This window comes from Pseudovibrio sp. WM33, assembly GCF_001623165.1.
Taxonomy (GTDB): domain Bacteria; phylum Pseudomonadota; class Alphaproteobacteria; order Rhizobiales; family Stappiaceae; genus Pseudovibrio.
Genome location: NZ_LMCK01000074.1, coordinates 1 through 20,512, shown reverse-complemented (window position 1 = coordinate 20,512; position 20,512 = coordinate 1). Strand labels below are relative to the sequence as shown.

Below are 20,512 nucleotides of genomic sequence, written 5' to 3'. Positions count from 1 at the left end.
ACTAACTTTCAAACCGGACCACTCAAGTGGGGCTGATCATTCTCTTCTGCTTGATTTGTTAAACCTGCTAAATATATAACCGCAGCAACTCGTCGATACGATCTCAGCGGATAAACATTGTTTGCCCTTGGGCGCAGGCCCTCTAAGATCCTTGGTTTCGCTACGTCTTTGACAATCTCCAGTTGGGAAAACTGAAGAAATGAGGTGCCGCCGTCGCGAGAATGTCATGCTGGCCCTGTTAAATTCTCGGCCAGTCTTGAAAGAAAAACAACGTAAACGCACAGCGGCGTTTAGAGAGTGGCACGTATGTCCCTGGATACCGACAAGGAAGAAAAGCAGGCCAATCAGGAGCCGTTGAGATTAGGTCTCAACCGGCGTGCGGTTTATCGCAAACCCGTTGATGTGCGCTGGATCCTTCTGGCATCTGCCGGCATTTTTGCTCTCTTCTCCATAGCCTTCGACGTACCCGTCTGGGCCTCGTTCTTCGCATACGCCCTCATTTTTGTTCTGGTCATCGGCGGCGGCATGAAAAGCCGCACCAAGGTCAAAGCACCAAGCGGTGTCAGCCGCAAGGAAGCCAGCGAGATCGTGGATCGCGGCATGAAGTCCGCCGTCAACGCCCTGCCGGACCCATGCTTTGTCGTCGATTATCGTGGCACCACCCAATACGTGAACCTCGCGGCACAGCGCCGCTTCGGCACTATTGCGGTTGGCGATCCCTTGTCGTTCCGCATCCGCGCGCCATCGCTGCTGGAAGCGCTGGACCGTGTCTCCAATGGTGGCTCTACAGAAGTCATCGACTGGACCGAGAAGGTGCCGATGGAACTCTGGCTGGAAGCGCACATCGCGCCGCTCTGGTCCGTTTCCAGCGGAAACCTCGCCGTCCCCCGCGGACGCCCGGGTCTCATTCTCGTTGTCATTCGCGACCTGACCGAAGCCCGCCGCCTGGAGCGTATGCGGGCCGACTTTGTCGCCAACGCCTCCCATGAATTACGCACCCCGCTGGCATCTCTGACAGGCTTCATTGAAACTCTGCAGGGCCCAGCCAAGGGCGATCCCAAAGCACAAGACCAGTTCCTCGGCATTATGCTGGATCAGGCAGAGCGCATGCGCCGCCTCATTGACGACCTTCTGTCTCTGTCCCGTATTGAGATGAAGGTGCACGTGCAGCCGGAAACTCTCGTGGATCTCAGCCTGATCATGCGCCACTCCGTGGAAACACTGCTCCCGGTTGCGAAAGAATCGGGTGTCGAGGTGAATGTGAATGTGCCTGAGGACCCTGCCGAGATTCGCGGTGAGAAGGACGAACTCGTTCAGGTCTTCAGCAATCTCATCGAAAACGCGTTGAAATACGGTTCCAGCGGGGGGCGAGTCGATGTCACTTGCCGACTGGACCCCGATTCTATTGAGACACCACACTGGATTGCAGAGGTCCGCGACTTCGGTCCGGGCATTGATCCTGAGCACCTGCCGCGGTTAACCGAGCGTTTCTATCGGGTTGATGTTGTTACCTCCCGTCAGATGAAGGGAACGGGCCTTGGTCTGGCCATCGTAAAACACATTCTGACAAGGCACAGAGCTCGCCTGGAAATTGAGAGCAAACCAGATGAAGGCGCTTGCTTCCGTGTGTTCATACCCGGCGCTGTTATTTATGACGAAAATGAACTCGATTAAAATAACATAACAAAATCAAATGCTTGTAATGTCATAAAACTGATACGCAACGTTCATATAACCATCACAGCCAAACGCTAGGTTACAGCCAGCTCGCAGCCGGGGCGCTGTGAGGTGAACGTAGTTAAACAGTTTTTTAAAACCAAGACTCCCAGGAGACTTCAGGTGAAAATCAAGGCATTCGCAAGCGTTGCAGCGCTCGCTCTCGCAGGTACCATTGCTGCTGGTTCCGCACAGGCTCGTGACCAGATCCAGATCGTTGGTTCTTCCACTGTTTTCCCATTTGCGACAGCAGTTGCTGAGCAGTTTGGTCAGAAGACAAACTTCAAAACACCAGTTGTTGAATCCACTGGTTCAGGCGGCGGCATCAAGCTCTTCTGTGAAGGCGTTGGCGAAAACACTCCTGACATCACCAATGCTTCCCGCCGCATGAAGGGCAAAGAGCTGGTGAAGTGTAATGAAGCTGGCGTAACCCCAGTAGAAGTTACTGTCGGTTTCGACGGCATCGTTCTTGCGAACTCCAAGGCTGGCACTCAGCTGGACCTGACACTGGCTCAGATCTTCCTCGCGCTTGCGAAAGAAGTTCCAGTGGACGGCAAACTGGTTGCAAACCCATACCAGACCTGGGCAGACATTGATCCTTCCCTTCCTAACTCAAAGATCGAAGTGCTCGGCCCTCCACCAACATCCGGTACCCGTGACGCATTTGCCGAGCTGGCAATGCAGGGCGGCTGTAAAATGGTACCAGGTGCTGCTGACCTCGGTCTGAAGAAAAAAGCGTGTCACGAAGTCCGTGAAGACGGCGCGTACATCGAAGCTGGTGAAAACGACAACCTGATCGTTCAAAAGCTTGATGCGAACCCGAATGCACTCGGCATCTTCGGTTTCTCCTTCCTTGATCAGAACGCTGACAAGATCCAGGGCGCAAACATTGCAGGCGTTGCACCAACATTTGATGCAATTGCTGCAGGCGACTACCCAGTGTCCCGCTCCTTGTACTTCTACATCAAGAAAGAGCACGTTGGCGTAATCCCAGGTATCGCTGAATACCTCGGTGAGTTCACCAATGAAGACACATGGGGTGACGAAGGTTACCTGGCTGACAAGGGTCTGATCCCGATGCCAGCAGCTGACCGCGCAGCAGTTTCCAAATCTGCAGTAGCGCTGACACCACTTGCATTCTAATTGCAAACGCTAAGAGAGCGGTCAGCATGTCCAGCTGACCGCTTTCCTGCATCCTCCAAAAATTAAAGCCAGATAAGGCGACACAACAAATGTTCTGGACTTACGCTGCCCTTCTTCTACTGGTCTTCGTAACCGCTAATGTCTACGGGCGTTTCCGGGCTATGCAGGTTGCTGGACATCAGCTCTCTGCACTGCATTCCCGTCCAAGCTACCATGGTGGATACCTGGCCATTCTGGCCGCTCTTCCAGCATTTGTCCTTTTGATTGCATGGGCAATCGTTGAGCCGCGCTTGCTTGATACAATGGTGATCAGCGCGAAGGCCGAGAGTGTTGCAGGACTGTCGAAAGCAGAACTTCAGGCATTCTTGCGGGACGCACGCGCCATCGCATTTGGCGGCATCGTGGCCTTCTCTGATGCCGGCAAAGAGCAGGCGGCAGAAGTGTTCAGCTCGCTCGCACAAACATCATTCATTCTTAAAACAACGCTGATCATCGCCTTGGTTGTTGGTGGTCTGTGGTACGGCAATCGCACCATCACACCGGCAATGCGAGCCCGTCATTTTGTAGAGCGCACCGTCATGGGATTGCTGATCCTGTGTTCTGCTGTCGCGATCTTCACAACCATCGGTATCGTTCTCTCGCTTATCTTCGAAAGCTTGATGTTCTTCCGCCAGATCCCAATTCTGGATTTCGTCTTCGGCACTCACTGGAGCCCGCAAAGCGCCTTTGAAGGGGCGGGGGCCGAGCACGGCGAAGCCAATACAGAAATCTTCGGTGCAATCCCGCTTCTGGTTGGCACCATGTTGATCACAGCAATTGCTATTTTCGTAGCCGCGCCCGTTGGTCTGCTCTCCGCAATTTACCTCTCCGATTATGCAAGCACGCCAGTGCGCGCCATTGCAAAGCCGGTTCTGGAAATTCTGGCTGGCATTCCAACCGTGGTCTACGGTTTCTTCGCGGCGCTGACTGTGGCACCCTTTATTCGTGGCTGGGGCGAAAGCATCGGCCTGTCAGTCAGTTCAGAATCTGCACTGGCTGCTGGCCTTGTCATGGGCATTATGATCATTCCGTTCGTCTCCTCCCTTTCTGACGACGTGATCAACGCGGTGCCGCAGTCACTGCGCGATGGCTCTGCCGGTCTTGGTGCCACCAAGTCGGAAACAATCCGCCGGGTTGTTCTGCCAGCCGCTCTTCCGGGCATCGTGTCCGCTCTCATCCTCGCCATCTCCCGCGCCATCGGTGAAACCATGATCGTGGTGATGGCTGCAGGGCTTGCCGCAAACATAACGGCAAACCCGCTGGAAGCTGTAACAACCGTGACCGTGCAAATCGTCACCTTGCTGGTCGGTGACCAGGAATTCGACAGCGCGAAAACACTCGCAGCATTTGCACTCGGTCTTCTCCTCTTCTGCATCACACTTGCTCTGAACATCTTCGCTCTGCGCGTCGTGAAGAAATATAGGGAACAGTATGATTGATATCGCTCAGGACACTGCCGGTACTGCCATTGGCGGGCGTGTCAAAGGCATTCCTTCCGGCGTCCATACGACAGACGAAGCTCGCAAGCGCCTGAAAAAGCGCTACAGCATGGAAGCGCGCTTCAAGGCTTACGGCATGGGTGCCATCGCACTGGCCGCAACGTTTCTGGTTCTGCTGCTCTTCACAATTGTCGGCTCAGGCTTGCCTGCCTTCACTTACAACTACGTAAGCGTGCCGCTCAATCTGAGTGCAGAAAAGGTCGATCCGGCCAATCCGGCTGGCGCAAGCTACAACAAGATCATTCGCGACGGACTGAAGGCAGAATTGCCATTTGCTTCCGACCGTAAAAACCGCCGTGTGCTCTATTCTCTGGTGTCCTCCGGTGCCAATGTCACGCTGCAAAAGCAAGCAATAGCCGACCCATCCATACTGGGTGGGACCGGTCCGGTTGCAATCCCGCTCTCCGACTTTGCCGACCTTTATGTCAAAGGCCTGATCACAAAGAAAACCGAGATCGCCACCTCAAGTGCAGCAACAGTTTCCGGCACGGACGGTCAGGTGACCATCAGTGCAGAAAAGCCTGAGTTTGAGAAGATCCTTGCGGCGTTGAAAACCTATTATGATCGCGAAATCGAACTGCTGACAGGCAAGATTGAAGCGCGTGGCCGATCAGAAATCAGCGTGAAAACCAAGATCGCAGGCTTGGAAACCCGGTTGGCCAACGAGAAAGATCCTCTGGTAGCACAGCGCCTGACCTCTGAGGTTGAAGGCAATAAAGCCGCTCTGGTCAAGATCATAAACGCACTGGAAAAGCAAAAAGCTGAACTGGTTACTCTGCAGGGCCATCTTGCCAACATTGGCACGGGCGGCACACTCAATGCTAACATGCCAAGCTTCTTTGTAGAGGTGAACGGCGGAACCATTAAAGCAGAAAAGGTGACACCAACCAGCGTCACCGGAACAGCCTTCATTCCGCTGTCTACGGATGCTGCCGTACCAGCTGGCCAGTGGGGCATTGAAGAGCTGGAAACGCCGGAAAGTTTCCGCAAGTTTTCAGACAAAGAAATCGCCTACACCGACTATCTGGTCTCCAAAGGCACTGTTGCAAACGAGTGGAACTCCATCTTCTTCAAGTCCGGTGCAAGCCGTGAGCCAGAGATGGCAGGCATTTGGGGCGCAGCCGTTGGTTCCTTCTGGACCATGCTCGTTACCCTGTCCCTCTCGTTTCCAATTGGTGTGTCCGCTGCAATCTATCTGGAAGAGTTCGCGCCAAAGAACCGTTGGACACATCTGATTGAGGTGAACATCAACAACCTCGCAGCCGTGCCGTCCATTGTGTTCGGTCTGCTTGGCCTTGCGGTGTTCCTCAACGTCTTCGGTCTGCCGCGATCGGCGCCGGTTGTTGGCGGTATGGTGCTGGCGCTCATGACCCTGCCAACCATCATCATCGCCTCCCGTGCAGCGCTTCAGGCCGTGCCACCAAGCATCCGCGAAGCCGCACTCGGCGTCGGAGCCTCCCGCTTGCAGGCCGTGTTTCACCATGTGCTGCCACTGGCAATGCCGGGCATCCTGACCGGAACCATCATCGGCATGGCGCAGGCACTGGGCGAAACCGCACCACTTCTCATGATCGGCATGGTGGCCTTCATTGTAGATATCCCGGCAAGTCCGGTTGATCCCTCTACCGTGCTGCCCGTGCAGATCTTCATGTGGGCAGACTTTCCCGAACCTGCCTTCCAGCAGAAAACCTCTGCTGCGATCATGGTGCTGCTCGGCTTCCTGATCTCGATGAATGCAATCGCAATCGTCCTTCGTAAACGTTTTGAGCGCCGCTGGTGATTTGAAAGGCAAGATCATGGCATTGGAAATGACCACAGACACCGAGAGTGCAATGGATACAACAATGAGCGCCCCTCCAGCCGTTTCAGCTGAAGGCGAAACACTCAAGATGCGTGGCCGCGATGTAAAAGTGTTTTACGGCGACAAGCAGGCCCTTCATGGTGTCGATCTGGATGTCCGCAAAAATCAGGTGACCGCGCTGATCGGCCCGTCCGGTTGCGGCAAGTCCACCTTCCTGCGCTGCCTGAACCGCATGAACGACACCATCGATATCTGCCGCGTGCAAGGAGACATTCTCCTGGACAATGACGATGTCTACGACCCGCGCATTGATGTGGTGGAACTGCGGGCCCGTGTTGGCATGGTGTTCCAGAAGCCCAACCCGTTCCCGAAATCAATCTTCGAGAACGTGGCCTACGGCCCACGCATCCACGGTCTGGCACAAGGCAAGTCAGATCTGGAAGATATCGTCGCAAGTTCCCTGCAGCGTGCAGGTTTGTTTGAAGAAGTGAAAGACCGTCTGGACGAGCCAGGCACAGGCCTTTCCGGTGGTCAGCAGCAGCGCTTGTGCATCGCGCGCGCAATCGCTGTGTCCCCGGAAGTGATCCTGATGGATGAGCCGTGTTCTGCGCTCGACCCGATTGCCACCGCGAAAGTGGAAGAGCTGATGGACGAGCTGCGCCAGAACTACACCATAGTCATCGTAACCCATTCCATGCAGCAGGCCGCACGTGTGTCCCAGCGCACCGCGTTCTTCCATCTGGGTAATCTGGTGGAAGAGGGGCTGACCAACGACATCTTCACCAACCCAAAAGACCAGCGCACGCAGGATTACATCACAGGCCGTTTTGGTTAAGAATAAAAGAGCGGTACTCTAAGGAGATATCCGATGAAAGATCATATTGTCTCTTCCTTCAATGAAGAGCTAAAAGAACTGGCCGGACGTGTCGTTGAAATGGGCGGACTGGCAGAAACCCTTGTTCACGACGCTGTCACCGCACTGCTGAGACAGGACCGCGAACTGGCAACCCGCACCATCGCCGCCGACCAGCGACTGGACAACATGCAGGCCGAGCTGGAAGAGCTGTGCATCTCCGTGATCGCACGCCGCCAGCCAATGGCAAGCGATCTGCGCGACATCATCGCCGCCATGCGTATCTCCAACGACCTGGAGCGCGTTGGCGACATGGCCAAGAACATCGGCAAGCGAACACTGGCGATTGAATCTGAGTTCAACAACAAGCAGCTCGCTGTGGGTGTTGAGCACATGTCTGATCTGGCGCTTGAGCAGCTCAAAGCCGTTCTGGATGCCTACACCTCTGGCGATCTTGAGGTTGTCCAGCGCGTACATGTTCGCGATGACGAAGTGGATGCGCTTTACACCAGCCTGTTCCGCCAGCTGCTCACCTACATGATGGAAGACCCGCGCTCCATCACCATGTGCGCGCACTTGTTGTTCTGCGCAAAGAATATTGAGCGCATCGGTGATCATGCAACCAATATCGCAGAAAACATCTACTACATGATCTCCGGAAGCCACCTTCCAACAGATCGTCCAAAAACGGACGAACTGGCGCAGAGCACAACCGTGTAGAGTGTGTTCACTTATAACGAGCAGAACACACGCAATTGCTTTATAAGAGAAGGTGCAAAGAGAGCACTTTACTATGCCTAAGATACTGATTGTAGAAGACGAAGAACCGCTAAGCCTGCTGCTGCGCTATAACCTTGAAGCAGAGGGCTACACTGTTGACGTGTGCGCAAGAGGAGATGAGGCGGAACTCCTCCTACAGGAAAGCCAGCCGGACCTGCTGCTGCTGGACTGGATGCTTCCGGGCCTCTCCGGCATCGAGCTCTGCCGTCGTTTGCGGGCACGCTCAGAAACCGAGCGCATGCCGATTATCATGCTGACAGCGCGCGGCGAAGAATCCGAGCGCATCCGCGGTCTGGCAACCGGGGCTGACGATTATGTCGTCAAACCGTTTTCCGTTCCGGAACTTATGGCCCGTGTTCGTGCGATCTTCCGCCGTGCATTGCCAGAAGTTGTCTCCACAATGCTCAAGTCTGGCGACATCGAGCTCGACCGCGAAACCCACCGCGTGCGCAGAACAGGCCGTGAAATCCACCTCGGCCCCACAGAATACCGCCTGCTGGAGTTCCTCATGAGCGCACCGGGCCGGGTGTATTCTCGTGAACAGCTGCTGGATGGAGTCTGGGGCCATGATGTTTACGTAGATGAGCGCACCGTAGACGTCCACGTAGGCCGCCTGCGCAAAGCCATCAACAAAGGCCGCATGAAAGACCCGATCCGCACTGTCCGTGGCGCCGGATATGCTTTTAACGACCAGTTCGCTATAGGTTAAGTGTTTAAGGCAACAATGGAAATCTAAAACCGCCCAAGGGCGGTTTTCTCATATCTACAGGTCACCGACATTAGCAGCTGGCAACCCCCAAAACAGCAAAAAGCCGGGCTTTGGACCCGGCTCAATACGTTGCTTTTTCAGCTCAGATTAGCTTGCACGGCGGTTGCGGCGGTCGCTGACGGGCTGATAGGCAATGCTGCGGTGATGCGCACAATAAGGTGTGCCTGCATCTGACTGGCGACCACAGAAATAGAAGTCATCAGAACTCGGATCACCAATCGGCCACTTACAGGTGCGCTCATTCAATGTCAGGATGGAGGCGCGCTCTGAAACCGGAATAAAGAGATCGGAGGTTGGGACTGGAGAAATTTCTGATTGGATAGCTTCAATCGGTTCAACTTTAAGGGCGTTGGCACCTGCTATTGTTGGCTGAATCTGTCGGGGACTTGGAGAAGGCGCAACAGCTGCAATCGCTTCAGCCACTGTTGGTTTGGTGGATGTTACAACCCTTGCCGCTGGGGCAGGTGCCTTTCTCGTCTTGGTTGCACCGCCTCCCGACTTAGCACGACCTGAAAGACCAAGGCGATGAACCTTACCAATCACCGCATTACGGGTCACATTGCCAAGTTCCCCCGCGATTTGACTGGCGCTTAACCCGTCTGCCCAAAGTTTGGTTAGTAACTCTACACGTTCTGCTGTCCAGCTCATTAAAGGGCCCCGTCTTCCTTCAGTGGCGCGCAAAACAGCATTCGCTCAGTTCGGACGCATCCGAAAGTGCCGCTTACCTGAGCGTGTGTGCTTGCAGCGTTCAGTAACTACGAGATGGTGTATAACTCTTAACACACAGTACTATATGGGCGTTGATACGATCAACAACCTCAAAGAATTGAGGTGGGGAAGACTCTGGTTTTCCCCAGAATTGCCGTACTACTACTTACCTATAACAGCCTTCTTGTGGTGGGAGAAGATTATCAATCTAAAGAATAGGAGCTGTTTGTTAAACCAAGTTCCACCGCATTCTTTCCAACACAAAGTAAGAGCTGATAGCGTTACCCCGTTGATATTTAATACATATATTTACCACTGAAAAACAACTAGTAAAAAACACTAGTAAACTACAAATTGCATAACACAAGAACTAAGCGCACTCCTCTCTCATATGCCGTAGTACACGCTAGAGGTGTATTGAATAAACCTTAAGAACCGTGGAAAAAAACTGGTCATAGAGCATGGGATTTAATCTCTACTCCATCCTCTAAAAATGCCACAATGCATGCTTCTTCCGGTAGTAGCCTGTTTAAGCTGCACCAGAGGGAGAGACACAAAGCTGGCAGCCAATTCCTGAACGGGAGTAAGGTATTGCTGGCAATACGTGTTATTGACTGCCCTGAGGGAACGCGGTTTATATGTCGCCTCTCTTAGTTTCAAAACGCCACACGGCGTTTTTTTGTTTTTGTAGCAACCAGGACTTTTGAGCATATCGAGAAAGCTCAATCCATAAGGAGTAAGAAATGACGACTTCGTCGCTAATGCAGACTTATGCACGCTCAGACCTCGCGTTCGAGCGTGGGGAAGGTGTCTGGCTGATTGCGGCTGATGGTCGACGATACATGGATTGTGCCTCGGGTATTGCCGTCTCCGGCTTGGGTCATGCACACCCAAAGCTCGTTGAGGCGCTGAAGTCTCAGGCTGAAAAGCTGTGGCACGTCACCAATCTCTATACAATTCCAGAGGGTGAGAAGCTTGCAAAGCTGCTGACAGACAACACCTTTGCTGATGTTGTGTTCTTCACCAACTCCGGGACGGAAGCAACAGAAGGGGCCATGAAGGCCGCACGGCGCTATCACTTTGCCAAGGGTAATCCTGAAAAGAACCGCATTATCACCTTTGAAAATGCGTTCCACGGCAGAACCATGGCAGCGCTCGCCGCTGGTGGCCAGCAAAAGTACCTCGAAGGCTTCGGCCCTGCGCCAGAAGGGTTCGATCAGGTGCCCGCTGGTGATCTGGACGCGGTTAAAAAGATGGTCGGACCGGAAACTGCAGCCATCATGCTGGAGCCGGTTCAGGGTGAAGGTGGTATCCGCACCATGGACCCGGCCTTCCTGAAAGGTCTTCACCAGATCTGTGATGAGAATGACTTGTTGCTGATCTACGATGAGATCCAGACAGGTGTTGGCAGAACCGGCAAACTCTTTGCCCATGAGTGGGCAGGCGTTGCACCGGATCTGATGGCGATTGCAAAAGGCATCGGTGGCGGTTTCCCAATGGGGGCGTTCCTCGCAACCAATGAAGCGGCCAGTGGCATGGTTCCTGGCGTTCACGGCACCACCTTCGGTGGCAACCCGCTGGCGATGGCTGTTGGCAATGCTGTTCTGGAAACGGTTCTGGAACCAGGCTTTCTGGAAGCTGTTCAGGAAAAAGGCTTGCAGCTGAAGCAGAAGCTGGCTTGCGCTGTCGATCAGCACAGTGATGTGTTTGAGCTGGTGCGCGGTGAAGGCCTGATGCTTGGCCTGAAATGCAAAGTGCCAAACACACAGGTGCTGGCCCACATGCGCAACAACGGCCTGCTGCCGGTTGGTGCCGGAGACAACGTGCTCCGCATTATGCCGCCAATGACCATTACCGCTGAAGAAATTGACCTGCTCGTTGAAAAGATTGAAGCCGCTGCTGCGGACATGGAAACCGAGCTGAAAACTGCCGAGACTGCCAAATGACCACTATGACAAAACCACAGCACTTTCTCGATATCAGCGATTTTTCCGGTGATGACCTTCGCCAGATTATGCAGGTCTCCAATCAGATCAAAGCCACCCGCAATGGCGTTCATCGCGGGCAGGGGCCATTGGCAGGCAAAGTGCTCGCCATGGTCTTTGAGCAGCCATCCACCAGAACCCGCATCTCCTTTGATGTGGGCATGCGGGAACTTGGCGGCGAAACTCTGATGTTGACTGGCGCTGAGATGCAGCTTGGTCGCGGCGAGTCTATTCCAGATACCGCCCGCGTGCTGTCCCGCTTCGTGGACATGATCATGATCCGTATGCTGGACCATGATGCCGTGAGAGAACTGGCAGAGTACGCTACCGTTCCGGTCATCAACGGCCTGACCAAGGTTTCGCATCCTTGTCAGATCATGGCCGACATCATGACATTCGAAGAACACCGCGGAAGCATTAAGGGTAAAACCGTTTCCTGGGTGGGCGATAGCAACAACGTTCTTTACTCTTGGATCGAAGCGGCAGCAAAGTTTGACTTCAAAATTAACGTCGCCGCACCAAATGAACTGACAGTACCTCTTGAATGGATCGAAAAGGCCTATACATCCGGTGCTGAACTCGTCGTGACAGACGACCCGTTTGCTGCTGTGAAAAACAGTGATTGTGTTATCACCGATTGCTGGGTGTCCATGGGAGATGACGAAGCACAAACGCGTCATAACCTGCTGGCCCCTTATCAGGTCAATGAACGCCTGATGAGCGAAGCCAACGATTCATCTTTGTTTATGCACTGCCTGCCTGCGCATCGTGGGGAAGAAGTGACAAATGAGGTAATCGACGGCCCGCATTCTGTGGTATTCGACGAGGCAGAAAACCGACTCCACGCCCAAAAAGGCATTATGGCGTGGTGCATGGGTGCTTTGCCTGAAGGATAAAGCATATCGCTGAAAAGTGGTTTTCCGGTTTTCAGACAAAGATATGTGCAAGGATAAAAGAACAAGATGACAAATACACCTGCTCAACCGACCGCCGCTGGCGTTGACGCTGTTGTTCCTTTTGCTGTTGAAGCATTGGACGTTCGCGGTCGGGTTATCAATATGGGGCCGGTGCTGAACTCTATGCTGGCGCGGCACAAGTACCCTGCGCCAGTCAACAAGCTGCTGTCAGAGGCAATTGTCCTGACAGCCATGCTTGGCAGTACCCTCAAATTCGAAGGTCGCCTGACCTTGCAAGCCCAGACCGACGGTGCAGTCTCCACGCTCGTTGTTGATTTCAACGCGCCTGACGGGCTGCGTGCTATGGCGCAGTTCAGCGAAGACAAGGTCGCCGAAGTTGCAGCCAAAGATGGTTTCAAACCAGACCACCTGCTTGGCAAAGGCCATCTGGCCTTCACCATTGATCAGGGCGCACACACCAGTCGCTATCAGGGTATCGTGGTCCTGAACGGCACCACCTTGGAAGAGGCTGCTCACGAGTACTTCCAAAAGTCAGAGCAGATCCCGACATTCGTCCGCCTTGGCGTGGCTGAAGTGTTGACCAAAGCCGAAGAGGGTGGCGCTGATCATTCCTGGGCTGCCGGCGGCATCATGGTTCAGTTCCTGCCTCAGTCTCTGGATCGCCTCAAGCAGGCTGACATCCATCCGGGCGATGCGCCAGAAGGGCACGAAGCACACGAGATTGACGAAGACGATGCCTGGGTTGAAGCGCGCTCGCTGGTCGAGACCGTAAAAGATGACGAGCTCATCGATCCAAGCCTGACTGTCGAAGGTCTTCTGTACCGCTTGTTCCACGAACGTGGTGCATCCGTCTTCTCCCCGCAGGAGATGGCAGACAAATGCACCTGTTCTGAAGAAAAGATCACTGCCATGATGCAGAACTTTTCTGAGACAGACAAAACCGAGATGAAAGCGGAAGGAACCGTCCACATCAAGTGCGACTTCTGCTCCAAAGATTATGAGCTGGACGCGAACAAAGTGTTCGAGGACTGATCCTTTCAGGAAAAGCGTAAAAAACGCAAACCAACGCATTAAAAAACGCTGTCAGAAAATTACTGGCCGCGTTTTTCTTTAACTCATTGATATTGAATGAGAACCACAGCTAGACGCGATCAAAGATCGACCCCATGCGCGGGCTGAACAACCGATCATAGGTTTTTAGAAGCATCATATCCGTCATGCTTGCCACGTAATCACAGACGATCCGTGAACCTTCTTCAGCTTGTTCGAAGTCAGTATAAACCTCTTCTGGCAAGAAGGCTTTTGGCTCGCTCATCAAGGTTTCAAAGACAGCCACCACCATGGTTTGTCCTTTAAACTCAAGATGCTGCACATTTGGTGCTTGAATAACCCGTTCGAACACAAAGCCTTTCAGGGCTTCAAGCACCTTATTATGATCTTCTGGCAGTACCGCTTTGTACTTCAAAAGCGGCTCGCTGAAGACCTCGCTTATCTTGATCTGAGCAGCCACAATAAAGAAGTGAACCAGTTTACCGATGAACTGTTTTCGCCGATTGGCATTGCCAAACAGCCCGGCAATCATCTGCTCATAGGCATTGCCGGTATACTTCTCTGGATTGCTCTCAATCAGATCATCCAAAAATGCTGCGCAAACCTCTGCTGAGATACCCTCCCGGAACTGCTCTTCCCGAACCAGCCCCAAAGCAATTGCATCTTCAAAATCATGGACCCCATAAGCAATGTCATCAGCCAGATCCATGATGGAGCAATCCCATGATTTAAAACGGGATTTTCCGTGCTTGCCGTTCTTGGATTCAAAACTGCAGAACAGCGAGCGGTCTCGCTCAGAGAGTGGTTCCAGCACCCAATCGACAATCTCTTGTTCCCCATCCATGAAGCATTTGGGCGGAGCAGAACGCTTGCGATCAATCAGGCTCACTGCAGAGGTATTGGGGTTAAGCCGCGGGGATAACTCTGGATTATGGACCCGGGAAAAGGCCACCGGATACTTCATCATGCCCAGTAATGCCCGCCGCGTCAGATCAGCCCCATGCTTGGCCGACATCTTCTCCAGCCGTGAAACAATGCGCAGGGTTTGGCCGTTGCCCTCATACCCACCAGCATCGCGCATACAGTAATTCAGCGCAACTTCACCTCCATGCCCAAAAGGCGGGTGCCCTATATCATGACAATAACTGATTGTTTTTACGAGGCTTTCTTCGGGAATGTAGTCGTAAGCCGGATGAGCTTTGAAGAACGCCCGGAACTGCCGGGTGATGCCCGACGCGATCTGCGCAACTTCCAGTGTATGGGTTAAACGGGTGCGATAGAAATCGCTGTCACCCAGATTGAGGATCTGGGTTTTCCCCTGCAGGCGACGGAATGCGTGAGAATGAACGATGCGGGCATAATCAACGTCATAGGGCGTCCGCGCATCATCTGACTTGGGAACCCATCCACTTTGACGCGCAGTCCAAACAACATCACTCACTTCAAAAACTCCGCAATAAATTGAGCAAAAAAAAGCCCTACACAATAAGGTGTAGGGCAGAAAAATTTAATCTATCAGCGACTTAAAGAACTCTGCGGTCTCTTTTGCAGATTGCTCAATATTGCCTTTCCAGGTCGCGGGAGAAGCACCGCGCGGGGCAAGGTCGTGGTTTCCATCCTCCAACCAGAAAAGCCGAACAAACTCAGGTAAATCAACAGCTTCCACCTCAGCCTGATGCCCCATCTGATCCCGATCACCCTGCGCTATCAAGATAGGACGAGTGGATTTCTGCAACGGCTCAAGCCGCCAGTCCGCCAGCTCTTTCTTCGCTTCTGTATGGAACGGATACCCAAGGCACACAACGCCAGCAATACGCTTCGGCAGGCTCTCTCCACCCGCCAGCATAGCTGCAACGCGCCCACCCATGGACTTGCCCCCAATCAGGACAGGGCCTTGATTCTGTTCAAGAATATCCTGCATAGCGCTCTGAAATTCGCCAATGAGTTTGTCCGCCCGCGGAGGAGGAGCCTTCTTGCCTGTCTCCCGACGCCTCGCCATGTAAGCAAACTCAAACCGTGCAACAGCAATGCCATTCGCAGCCGCAGCTTCCGCAAACCGGTTCATAAAATTGGCATCCATCGGCGCACCCGCACCATGAGCCAACACAAGAGTGCCATGGCACTCACCTTCAGGACGTGTCCATAAAATCTCAGTCATGAAGCTATTTTAGCGCCTCTTTCACGACAAAAGTGACAGGAAATTTACTTGTCCCCGTCTTCAATAAGCACCATATTCAAATTAACTAATATAAATGCGTAGAAGATGTGCGCTAATCGAACGGAATCTATCATGGAAGAAGGCGTCATTCGCCTGGGAGTATTTGCGGGCGCATTCTTAGTGTTCGCATTCTTGGAATTCTTCATCCCAAGGCGTTCAGAGAGCCAGGAGCGGCCGCGGCGATGGTCAACCAACCTTCTCCTGTCGATAATCAATACTCTGATGCTACGGTTCGCTTTGCCTTTTGCAGCAGTATCAACGGCTTACTGGGCGCAGGTGGAAGGGTTTGGTCTTGCGCACTGGCTGGCAATCGACCCTGTTATAGCGGGCGTAATTGCCTTCTTCGCACTCGATTTTGCGGTCTGGGCCATGCATGTCGCCAGCCACAAAGTTCCGTTCCTATGGCATTTGCATAAGGTCCATCACACCGATCCACGCTTTGATGTGACAACAGCTCTGCGCTTCCATCCGCTGGAGATTGCGGTCTCTATGTTATGGAAGGTGATCGTCGTCGCATTCCTCGGCGCACCCGTTCTCTCTGTGGTGATTTTTGAAGTTGTCCTCAACGCAGCCGCTATGTTCAATCACGCAAACATCAAACTCTCTGACAAAGCAGACCGTATTCTGCGTTGGATGATCGTGACGCCGGACATGCACCGCATCCACCACTCCACCCGTCCAATCGAAACCGATAGTAACTATGGCTTCAACTTCCCTTGGTGGGACAGGTTATTCTCCACTTATGTGAATGATCCAAAAGGCGGTCAGGAGAACATCACCTTCGGCCTAAGCGAGTTTCAGGGCAAAGAACCACGCCAGCTCGGTTGGGCATTGATGTTACCCTTCAAGGCTTTAGCGCATGTGCAAGGTTGGCTTTCCAGTCGCGTCAACAAAGACGGCACACCTAAAGTGAGATGATCAGAAGAAACCGCGGGGGAAATATCTGAGATAGAGTTCCCCGAGACGACCGTTGGATTGAAGGCGGGTAAGACCAAGATTGATTGCATTCAACATCTTGGTATTGCCTGCCTTTGTTGCAATCGCCAATCCGCCGCTGAAGTAACTCGGATCCAGCCACGGCCCTCCTGCAAACTTGCAGCATCCGTCAGCAGTGCGTGTATCCAGCCAGAATGACAGCCTCATGCCATCGCCAAACAAGGCGTCTACAGCTGACTTTGACAAGGCATTTCGGGCAAGCTCTTCATTTTCAAATGGAACAGCAATTGCGTCCGTAAAGAACCGTTCCAGAAATGCTTCATGACGCGACCCTTCGACAACTGCAATGCGCTTTCCGCCCAGAGTTTCTGGCAGAGGTTCCAGCGTACTGTTCCTGCCAACAACAAAGCGTCCCGGAAAACGCATGTAAATCTGAGAAAATGACAGTTTCTCAAGAGTATCCGGCGTCATGCTCACTCCGGCAATGACAGCGTCGGCCTCACCATTAAACACCGTATTGGCCAAGTGGTTAAATGGAATGATCTTGAGGCTACAAGCGGCCTTAAGGCTCTGGCAGATCTCACGGGCAAGATCTACGTTGTAACCCATCAAACGCTCTTCACTATCGCGAAAAATGAAGGGCGGAAAGTTATCTGCAGCAATAAAGCTTATCCGCTCCGGCGCCTTACCGGTTGTTGCAAGACCGGACTGCCCGCCAGAGAACAAAGGGATGGTTACCGAAGAGGAGCCTGATCGGGACCTTACTCTAATTTCAGAGCCACTGTTTCCCCCTCCCAACAATGGAGAGCTCTGGGAAATCTCCCAGGTATCTGAGCCATTCGCATTCTGTGCCATAGCATTTGACGCCGCGAAAATGAGCGGCTGGGCACTACATAAAATCAGCAATATGAAGAATATGGGGAAACGCAAAAGCTATCCAATCCAGTTTGCAACAGAGCGTAAGCCTAACGGGAAATTCTCAAGGAGATACTAAGTGAATGTCTGCGTAAGGGGAAGGCCCGTAACTGAAGATCAGCTTCCTAGATTAACAAGGGCCGGGGTATCAAAGGGCTGTCAGGAATACTCCGAGATATCAGTAGGCAATGGGCTGCCTTTCTCAGTACGACAGGCCAATACTCTACGTTCGTTATCTCTTTCGATTGGTTGTATTGAAAGCACACGCTCGGTTGAAGCGGGACAAGCCCTGCGAAGCCGCATGACAGCGATTACTCCCCTAGAGCAATCCATCGATGATCCTACGCCTCATGAACGTGCTGGACCTCTTATCAAAAATATCCCCAAGCCTTCACAGAAAGGCCAATATGTTCCGAAGTTTGTGCGTCTGAAGAATGCGTTGGAACGGGAAGTCCTGCTGCAATGTAATTGCTCCGAGGCCTTGATTGATTTCGCAAAGTCCAGGATGACGGCGGAAGACAAGTGCACCAGCAATTATCTAATTGAACAAGGATTTCTCGATGCCTCAGTGTTCTACTGGGGAATTTCCGGCAAAATGAATGTCCGCTATGCGTCTGATGGCAGCCTGTCAGCTATTGCGCCAATTGATAAAAAGCTAAAACCATTCGAGACTGAAGGGATTTTGTTTGTTCCTGCACTGGACCTCAATCAAAAGGTCGTCTTCGCAGCAGCACCACTTGGGCACCAGCTAGAGGCTTTTGAGCGAGCTCTAGGCTATTTTGATGAAGCCACGAGCAAGATTGTGGTGGTGACACCGAAGTACCAAAAGGCGTTGACGGTAACGACGGCCAGCGCCAACGCATTGGCACAAGACGATGTTTCAATGTCGGCAGTGTATCGCTTTTTGCCTTCACAGCGAAAGCTGCTGACAGTTTCTCCAATCATCTTCCTGGGAACAGCTGGCTTTGCGTTTGACGTATTTTTCTGGGGCCTCTTTATTCTGCTGACTTTATCACTCGGTGTCACAGGGTTACTTCGCCTTGCATCCTTCTTCACCTACTCTGACCGGCAAGAATTCACTGTCCCAAAGCTGGAAAAGTGGCCGCACTACACCGTGCTTGTCCCACTTTACAAAGAGTCAGCAATCTGCCGCCAATTGGTTGATGGGCTGGATGCGTTGGATTACCCGAAAGATGCGCTTGATGTGATCTTTCTGGTCGAGCAAGATGATGAGCTGACACAGAAAAACCTCCGCAAACTGTTAAAGAAATCAATGCGGATGATCATCCTGCCTCCCGGAAAACCGCAGACCAAACCTCGTGCGCTTTCCGTTGGCCTTACGGCGACAAAAGGTGAGTTCGTAACGGTTTTTGACGCAGAGGACAGGCCTGAGCCACAGCAACTGAAAAAAGCCATTTGCCAGTTCGCGCTTGAGGGCCATGACATCGCTTGCTTGCAGGCTGCATTGTCCATCGATCACGCCGAGGAAAGCTGGTTGGTCCGCCAGTTTGCTTTTGAATATGCGGCACTCTTCGATGTCTTCCTACCATTTCTGTCTCGCAAAAACCTTCTGCTGCCTCTGGGAGGGACATCCAACCACTTCCGTGTCAGCGCATTGCGGAAAGTTGGCGGGTGGGATCCATTCAACGTGACAGAAGATGCGGATCTGGCAGTCAGATTTGCGCGGCAAGGATTTAAGACACGCACGCTAAACAGCTCCACTTTTGAAGAAGCGCCGCTTACGCTCAAAGCCTGGCTACACCAACGTACCCGCTGGCATAAAGGATGGATACAAACGCTGGCCGTTCATCTGCGCAATCCAAGGTTGGCTTACAAGCAGCTCGGCCTGAAAAACTTTGCCTTGCTGCTCCTAACATTCTTTGGCGGCATGCTGTGTCTATGGGCTGCACCATGTACAGTTTGGATGTTTGGAAAGCTTGCTCTGAAATATTACAGCACCGGAATGCAAGCATTTGATGCTTTCAGCATCTATGCCATGTTCTGTTTCCTCTTTGGTCTTGGCGGCTCTGTTGTTACGGTCTTACAAGGCAGTGCAAAGCGCGGCTTTTGCCCTCGAGCCTGGGAGATTGCAAGTATCCCACTCTATTGGGTTCTTGGGTGCATCGCCTCTTACAAGGCCCTTATTGAGTTCGCGATAAAACCGCATTACTGGCGAAAGACGGAACACGGTATTGTGCGTCAGAGAGGTAAAATGAAGAGTGCTCAGAGATTATAGGACTGCCGAGATACTAGGTCTTCCATGGCATCTTAAGAGCATCCACGGTGAGTTCGCACGGCTGTCCCTGATAGAATTGATCGAGCAACTGATGAAACACTGTTGGATCATCTGCAGCATATGCAAAGAGTGTTGCACTGTTGCGTACTTTCAAACTGTCGATTTCACCAAGGATTTGCTTGGAAGTGAGGTCAGTGTGCTTGAGCAGTAACCCACTGCATCCACGCAGCCGCGAGGCCAAGAGAGGATAAGCAAGGTATCGCTGAGCTTCTTCAAGATCGGCAATGCCAAAGAAATGTGCGGTTGAAGAACGACCCAGTTCACGTAATTGAGGAAAGATGAACCAGATCCAGTGCGAGGTTTTCTGACCTTGTGAGAGCTCCTGTACCACTTCTGAAAATACCGGGTCCTGGGCAATGACAAACCGGGTTATGTCATCCTTCGTCGTTTTTACCATTTGATACTCGCCCTCAAGTCGTCATCGTTGCGGTTACTTTCCGCCGAACAGTCTTTCATATTGGTTCTCAAACTCGCACGACAGATACAAAATCCTGGTGGAAATCTGGAGTTGTCTAAGAGTGAAGTATATTTTTAGACCCAAGCATAATGAACTGTTCTCTTTCTTGGTGTTTTTCTGAGTTGGTTATTGCAGAAACATAAAAACAGCCGGTTTCGGAGTTTTAATTATCATTCCCTAAAGTAATGTCTCGGTACATGGACGATGCGAGAAAAACTTCGTGCGATCATCGAAAGTAAGGCTTGGGAATACACAATCATATCTATCATCTCCCTAAATGCGATAACTTTAGGGGTGGAAACCAGCCAGACTGGTCAACAACATTACGGCCCAATACTCCGCACATTGGACGATGTCGTAGTGGGCATATACGTGATTGAGATCTCCCTTTGGGCTGGCTCAGGAAAACTGGAGAGCCTTCTGATACGAT

At 52.5% G+C, this 20,512-nt stretch carries 16 protein-coding genes and 3 pseudogenes; 14 read left to right on the top strand and 5 right to left on the bottom strand.

Annotation, left to right across the window (positions count from 1 at the left end):
- Positions 1 to 306: 306 nt before the first annotated feature.
- From PsWM33_RS12685 to phoB, 8 genes and pseudogenes are all read left to right on the top strand, one after another.
- Positions 307 to 1,674 (top strand): ATP-binding protein, encoded by a 1,368-nt coding sequence (locus PsWM33_RS12685; protein ID WP_063300485.1) that lies wholly within the window; start codon positions 307 to 309, stop codon positions 1,672 to 1,674.
- A 165-nt stretch (positions 1,675 to 1,839) separates the two neighbouring features.
- Positions 1,840 to 2,859 (top strand): PstS family phosphate ABC transporter substrate-binding protein, encoded by a 1,020-nt coding sequence (locus PsWM33_RS12680; RefSeq protein WP_063300484.1) that lies wholly within the window; start codon positions 1,840 to 1,842, stop codon positions 2,857 to 2,859.
- Positions 2,860 to 2,948: 89 nt separating this feature from the next.
- Positions 2,949 to 4,337: a phosphate ABC transporter permease subunit PstC gene (pstC, locus tag PsWM33_RS12675; protein ID WP_063300483.1), complete on the top strand. Its 1,389-nt coding sequence runs from the start codon at positions 2,949 to 2,951 to the stop codon at positions 4,335 to 4,337.
- Positions 4,330 to 4,836 (top strand): annotated as a pseudogene (locus PsWM33_RS28875) (DUF3333 domain-containing protein); the annotation flags it as partial. The gene pstC and the pseudogene PsWM33_RS28875, both read left to right, overlap by 8 nt.
- Before the next feature lie 630 nt (positions 4,837 to 5,466).
- Positions 5,467 to 6,177, top strand: a pseudogene (gene pstA / locus PsWM33_RS28870) (phosphate ABC transporter permease PstA); the annotation flags it as partial.
- 64 nt (positions 6,178 to 6,241) lie between these two features.
- Positions 6,242 to 7,033 (top strand): phosphate ABC transporter ATP-binding protein PstB, encoded by a 792-nt coding sequence (pstB, locus tag PsWM33_RS12665; protein WP_373456178.1) that lies wholly within the window; start codon positions 6,242 to 6,244, stop codon positions 7,031 to 7,033.
- Positions 7,034 to 7,066: 33 nt separating this feature from the next.
- The gene (phoU, locus tag PsWM33_RS12660; RefSeq protein ID WP_057464916.1) at positions 7,067 to 7,771 is read left to right on the top strand and encodes a phosphate signaling complex protein PhoU; all 705 of its coding nucleotides are present in this window, start codon (positions 7,067 to 7,069) and stop codon (positions 7,769 to 7,771) included.
- Positions 7,772 to 7,844: 73 nt separating this feature from the next.
- Positions 7,845 to 8,540: a phosphate regulon transcriptional regulator PhoB gene (phoB, locus tag PsWM33_RS12655; RefSeq protein WP_063300481.1), complete on the top strand. Its 696-nt coding sequence runs from the start codon at positions 7,845 to 7,847 to the stop codon at positions 8,538 to 8,540.
- Between the two features lie 147 nt (positions 8,541 to 8,687).
- On the opposite strand, the gene PsWM33_RS12650 is transcribed toward phoB, so the two are convergent.
- Positions 8,688 to 9,248, bottom strand: a complete 561-nt coding sequence (locus PsWM33_RS12650; RefSeq protein WP_063300480.1) for a GcrA family cell cycle regulator — start codon at positions 9,246 to 9,248, stop codon at positions 8,688 to 8,690.
- Positions 9,249 to 10,051: 803 nt separating this feature from the next.
- Here PsWM33_RS12650 and PsWM33_RS12645 point away from each other — a divergent pair.
- The 3 genes from PsWM33_RS12645 (at position 10,052) to PsWM33_RS12635 (ending at position 13,242) form a co-directional block, all read left to right on the top strand.
- Positions 10,052 to 11,254 carry an aspartate aminotransferase family protein gene (locus tag PsWM33_RS12645; protein ID WP_063300479.1) on the top strand — a complete coding sequence of 401 codons (1,203 nt, stop codon included), beginning with the start codon at positions 10,052 to 10,054 and terminating at the stop codon, positions 11,252 to 11,254.
- The gene (gene argF, locus PsWM33_RS12640) at positions 11,251 to 12,189 is read left to right on the top strand and encodes an ornithine carbamoyltransferase (protein ID WP_057464921.1); all 939 of its coding nucleotides are present in this window, start codon (positions 11,251 to 11,253) and stop codon (positions 12,187 to 12,189) included. The genes PsWM33_RS12645 and argF overlap by 4 nt, the downstream gene beginning before the upstream one ends.
- Positions 12,190 to 12,255: 66 nt before the next feature.
- Positions 12,256 to 13,242 carry an Hsp33 family molecular chaperone gene (locus PsWM33_RS12635; protein ID WP_063293818.1) on the top strand — a complete coding sequence of 329 codons (987 nt, stop codon included), beginning with the start codon at positions 12,256 to 12,258 and terminating at the stop codon, positions 13,240 to 13,242.
- Between the two features lie 109 nt (positions 13,243 to 13,351).
- Here PsWM33_RS12635 and PsWM33_RS12630 read toward each other — a convergent pair whose 3' ends face one another.
- Both PsWM33_RS12630 and PsWM33_RS12625 read right to left on the bottom strand, forming a co-directional pair.
- The gene (locus PsWM33_RS12630; protein ID WP_063300478.1) at positions 13,352 to 14,701 is read right to left on the bottom strand and encodes an anti-phage deoxyguanosine triphosphatase; all 1,350 of its coding nucleotides are present in this window, start codon (positions 14,699 to 14,701) and stop codon (positions 13,352 to 13,354) included.
- 66 nt (positions 14,702 to 14,767) lie between these two features.
- Positions 14,768 to 15,418: an alpha/beta family hydrolase gene (locus PsWM33_RS12625; RefSeq protein WP_063300477.1), complete on the bottom strand. Its 651-nt coding sequence runs from the start codon at positions 15,416 to 15,418 to the stop codon at positions 14,768 to 14,770.
- Between the two features lie 132 nt (positions 15,419 to 15,550).
- Here PsWM33_RS12625 and PsWM33_RS12620 point away from each other — a divergent pair, with 132 nt between their 5' ends.
- Positions 15,551 to 16,396: a sterol desaturase family protein gene (locus PsWM33_RS12620; protein WP_063295620.1), complete on the top strand. Its 846-nt coding sequence runs from the start codon at positions 15,551 to 15,553 to the stop codon at positions 16,394 to 16,396.
- Here PsWM33_RS12620 and PsWM33_RS12615 read toward each other — a convergent pair whose 3' ends face one another.
- Positions 16,397 to 17,269 carry a transporter substrate-binding domain-containing protein gene (locus PsWM33_RS12615; protein ID WP_063300476.1) on the bottom strand — a complete coding sequence of 291 codons (873 nt, stop codon included), beginning with the start codon at positions 17,267 to 17,269 and terminating at the stop codon, positions 16,397 to 16,399.
- A gap of 361 nt (positions 17,270 to 17,630) precedes the next feature.
- Between PsWM33_RS12615 and PsWM33_RS12610 the strand changes: the two genes are divergently transcribed.
- Positions 17,631 to 19,565: a glycosyltransferase family 2 protein gene (locus tag PsWM33_RS12610; RefSeq protein WP_208994543.1), complete on the top strand. Its 1,935-nt coding sequence runs from the start codon at positions 17,631 to 17,633 to the stop codon at positions 19,563 to 19,565.
- A gap of 13 nt (positions 19,566 to 19,578) precedes the next feature.
- Here PsWM33_RS12610 and PsWM33_RS12605 read toward each other — a convergent pair whose 3' ends face one another.
- A complete protein-coding gene (locus tag PsWM33_RS12605) occupies positions 19,579 to 20,022 on the bottom strand; it encodes a DUF1810 domain-containing protein (protein WP_063300475.1) in 444 nt (147 codons plus the stop codon).
- Between the two features lie 264 nt (positions 20,023 to 20,286).
- Here PsWM33_RS12605 and PsWM33_RS27695 point away from each other — a divergent pair.
- Positions 20,287 to 20,512 (top strand): annotated as a pseudogene (locus PsWM33_RS27695) (ion transporter); the annotation flags it as partial.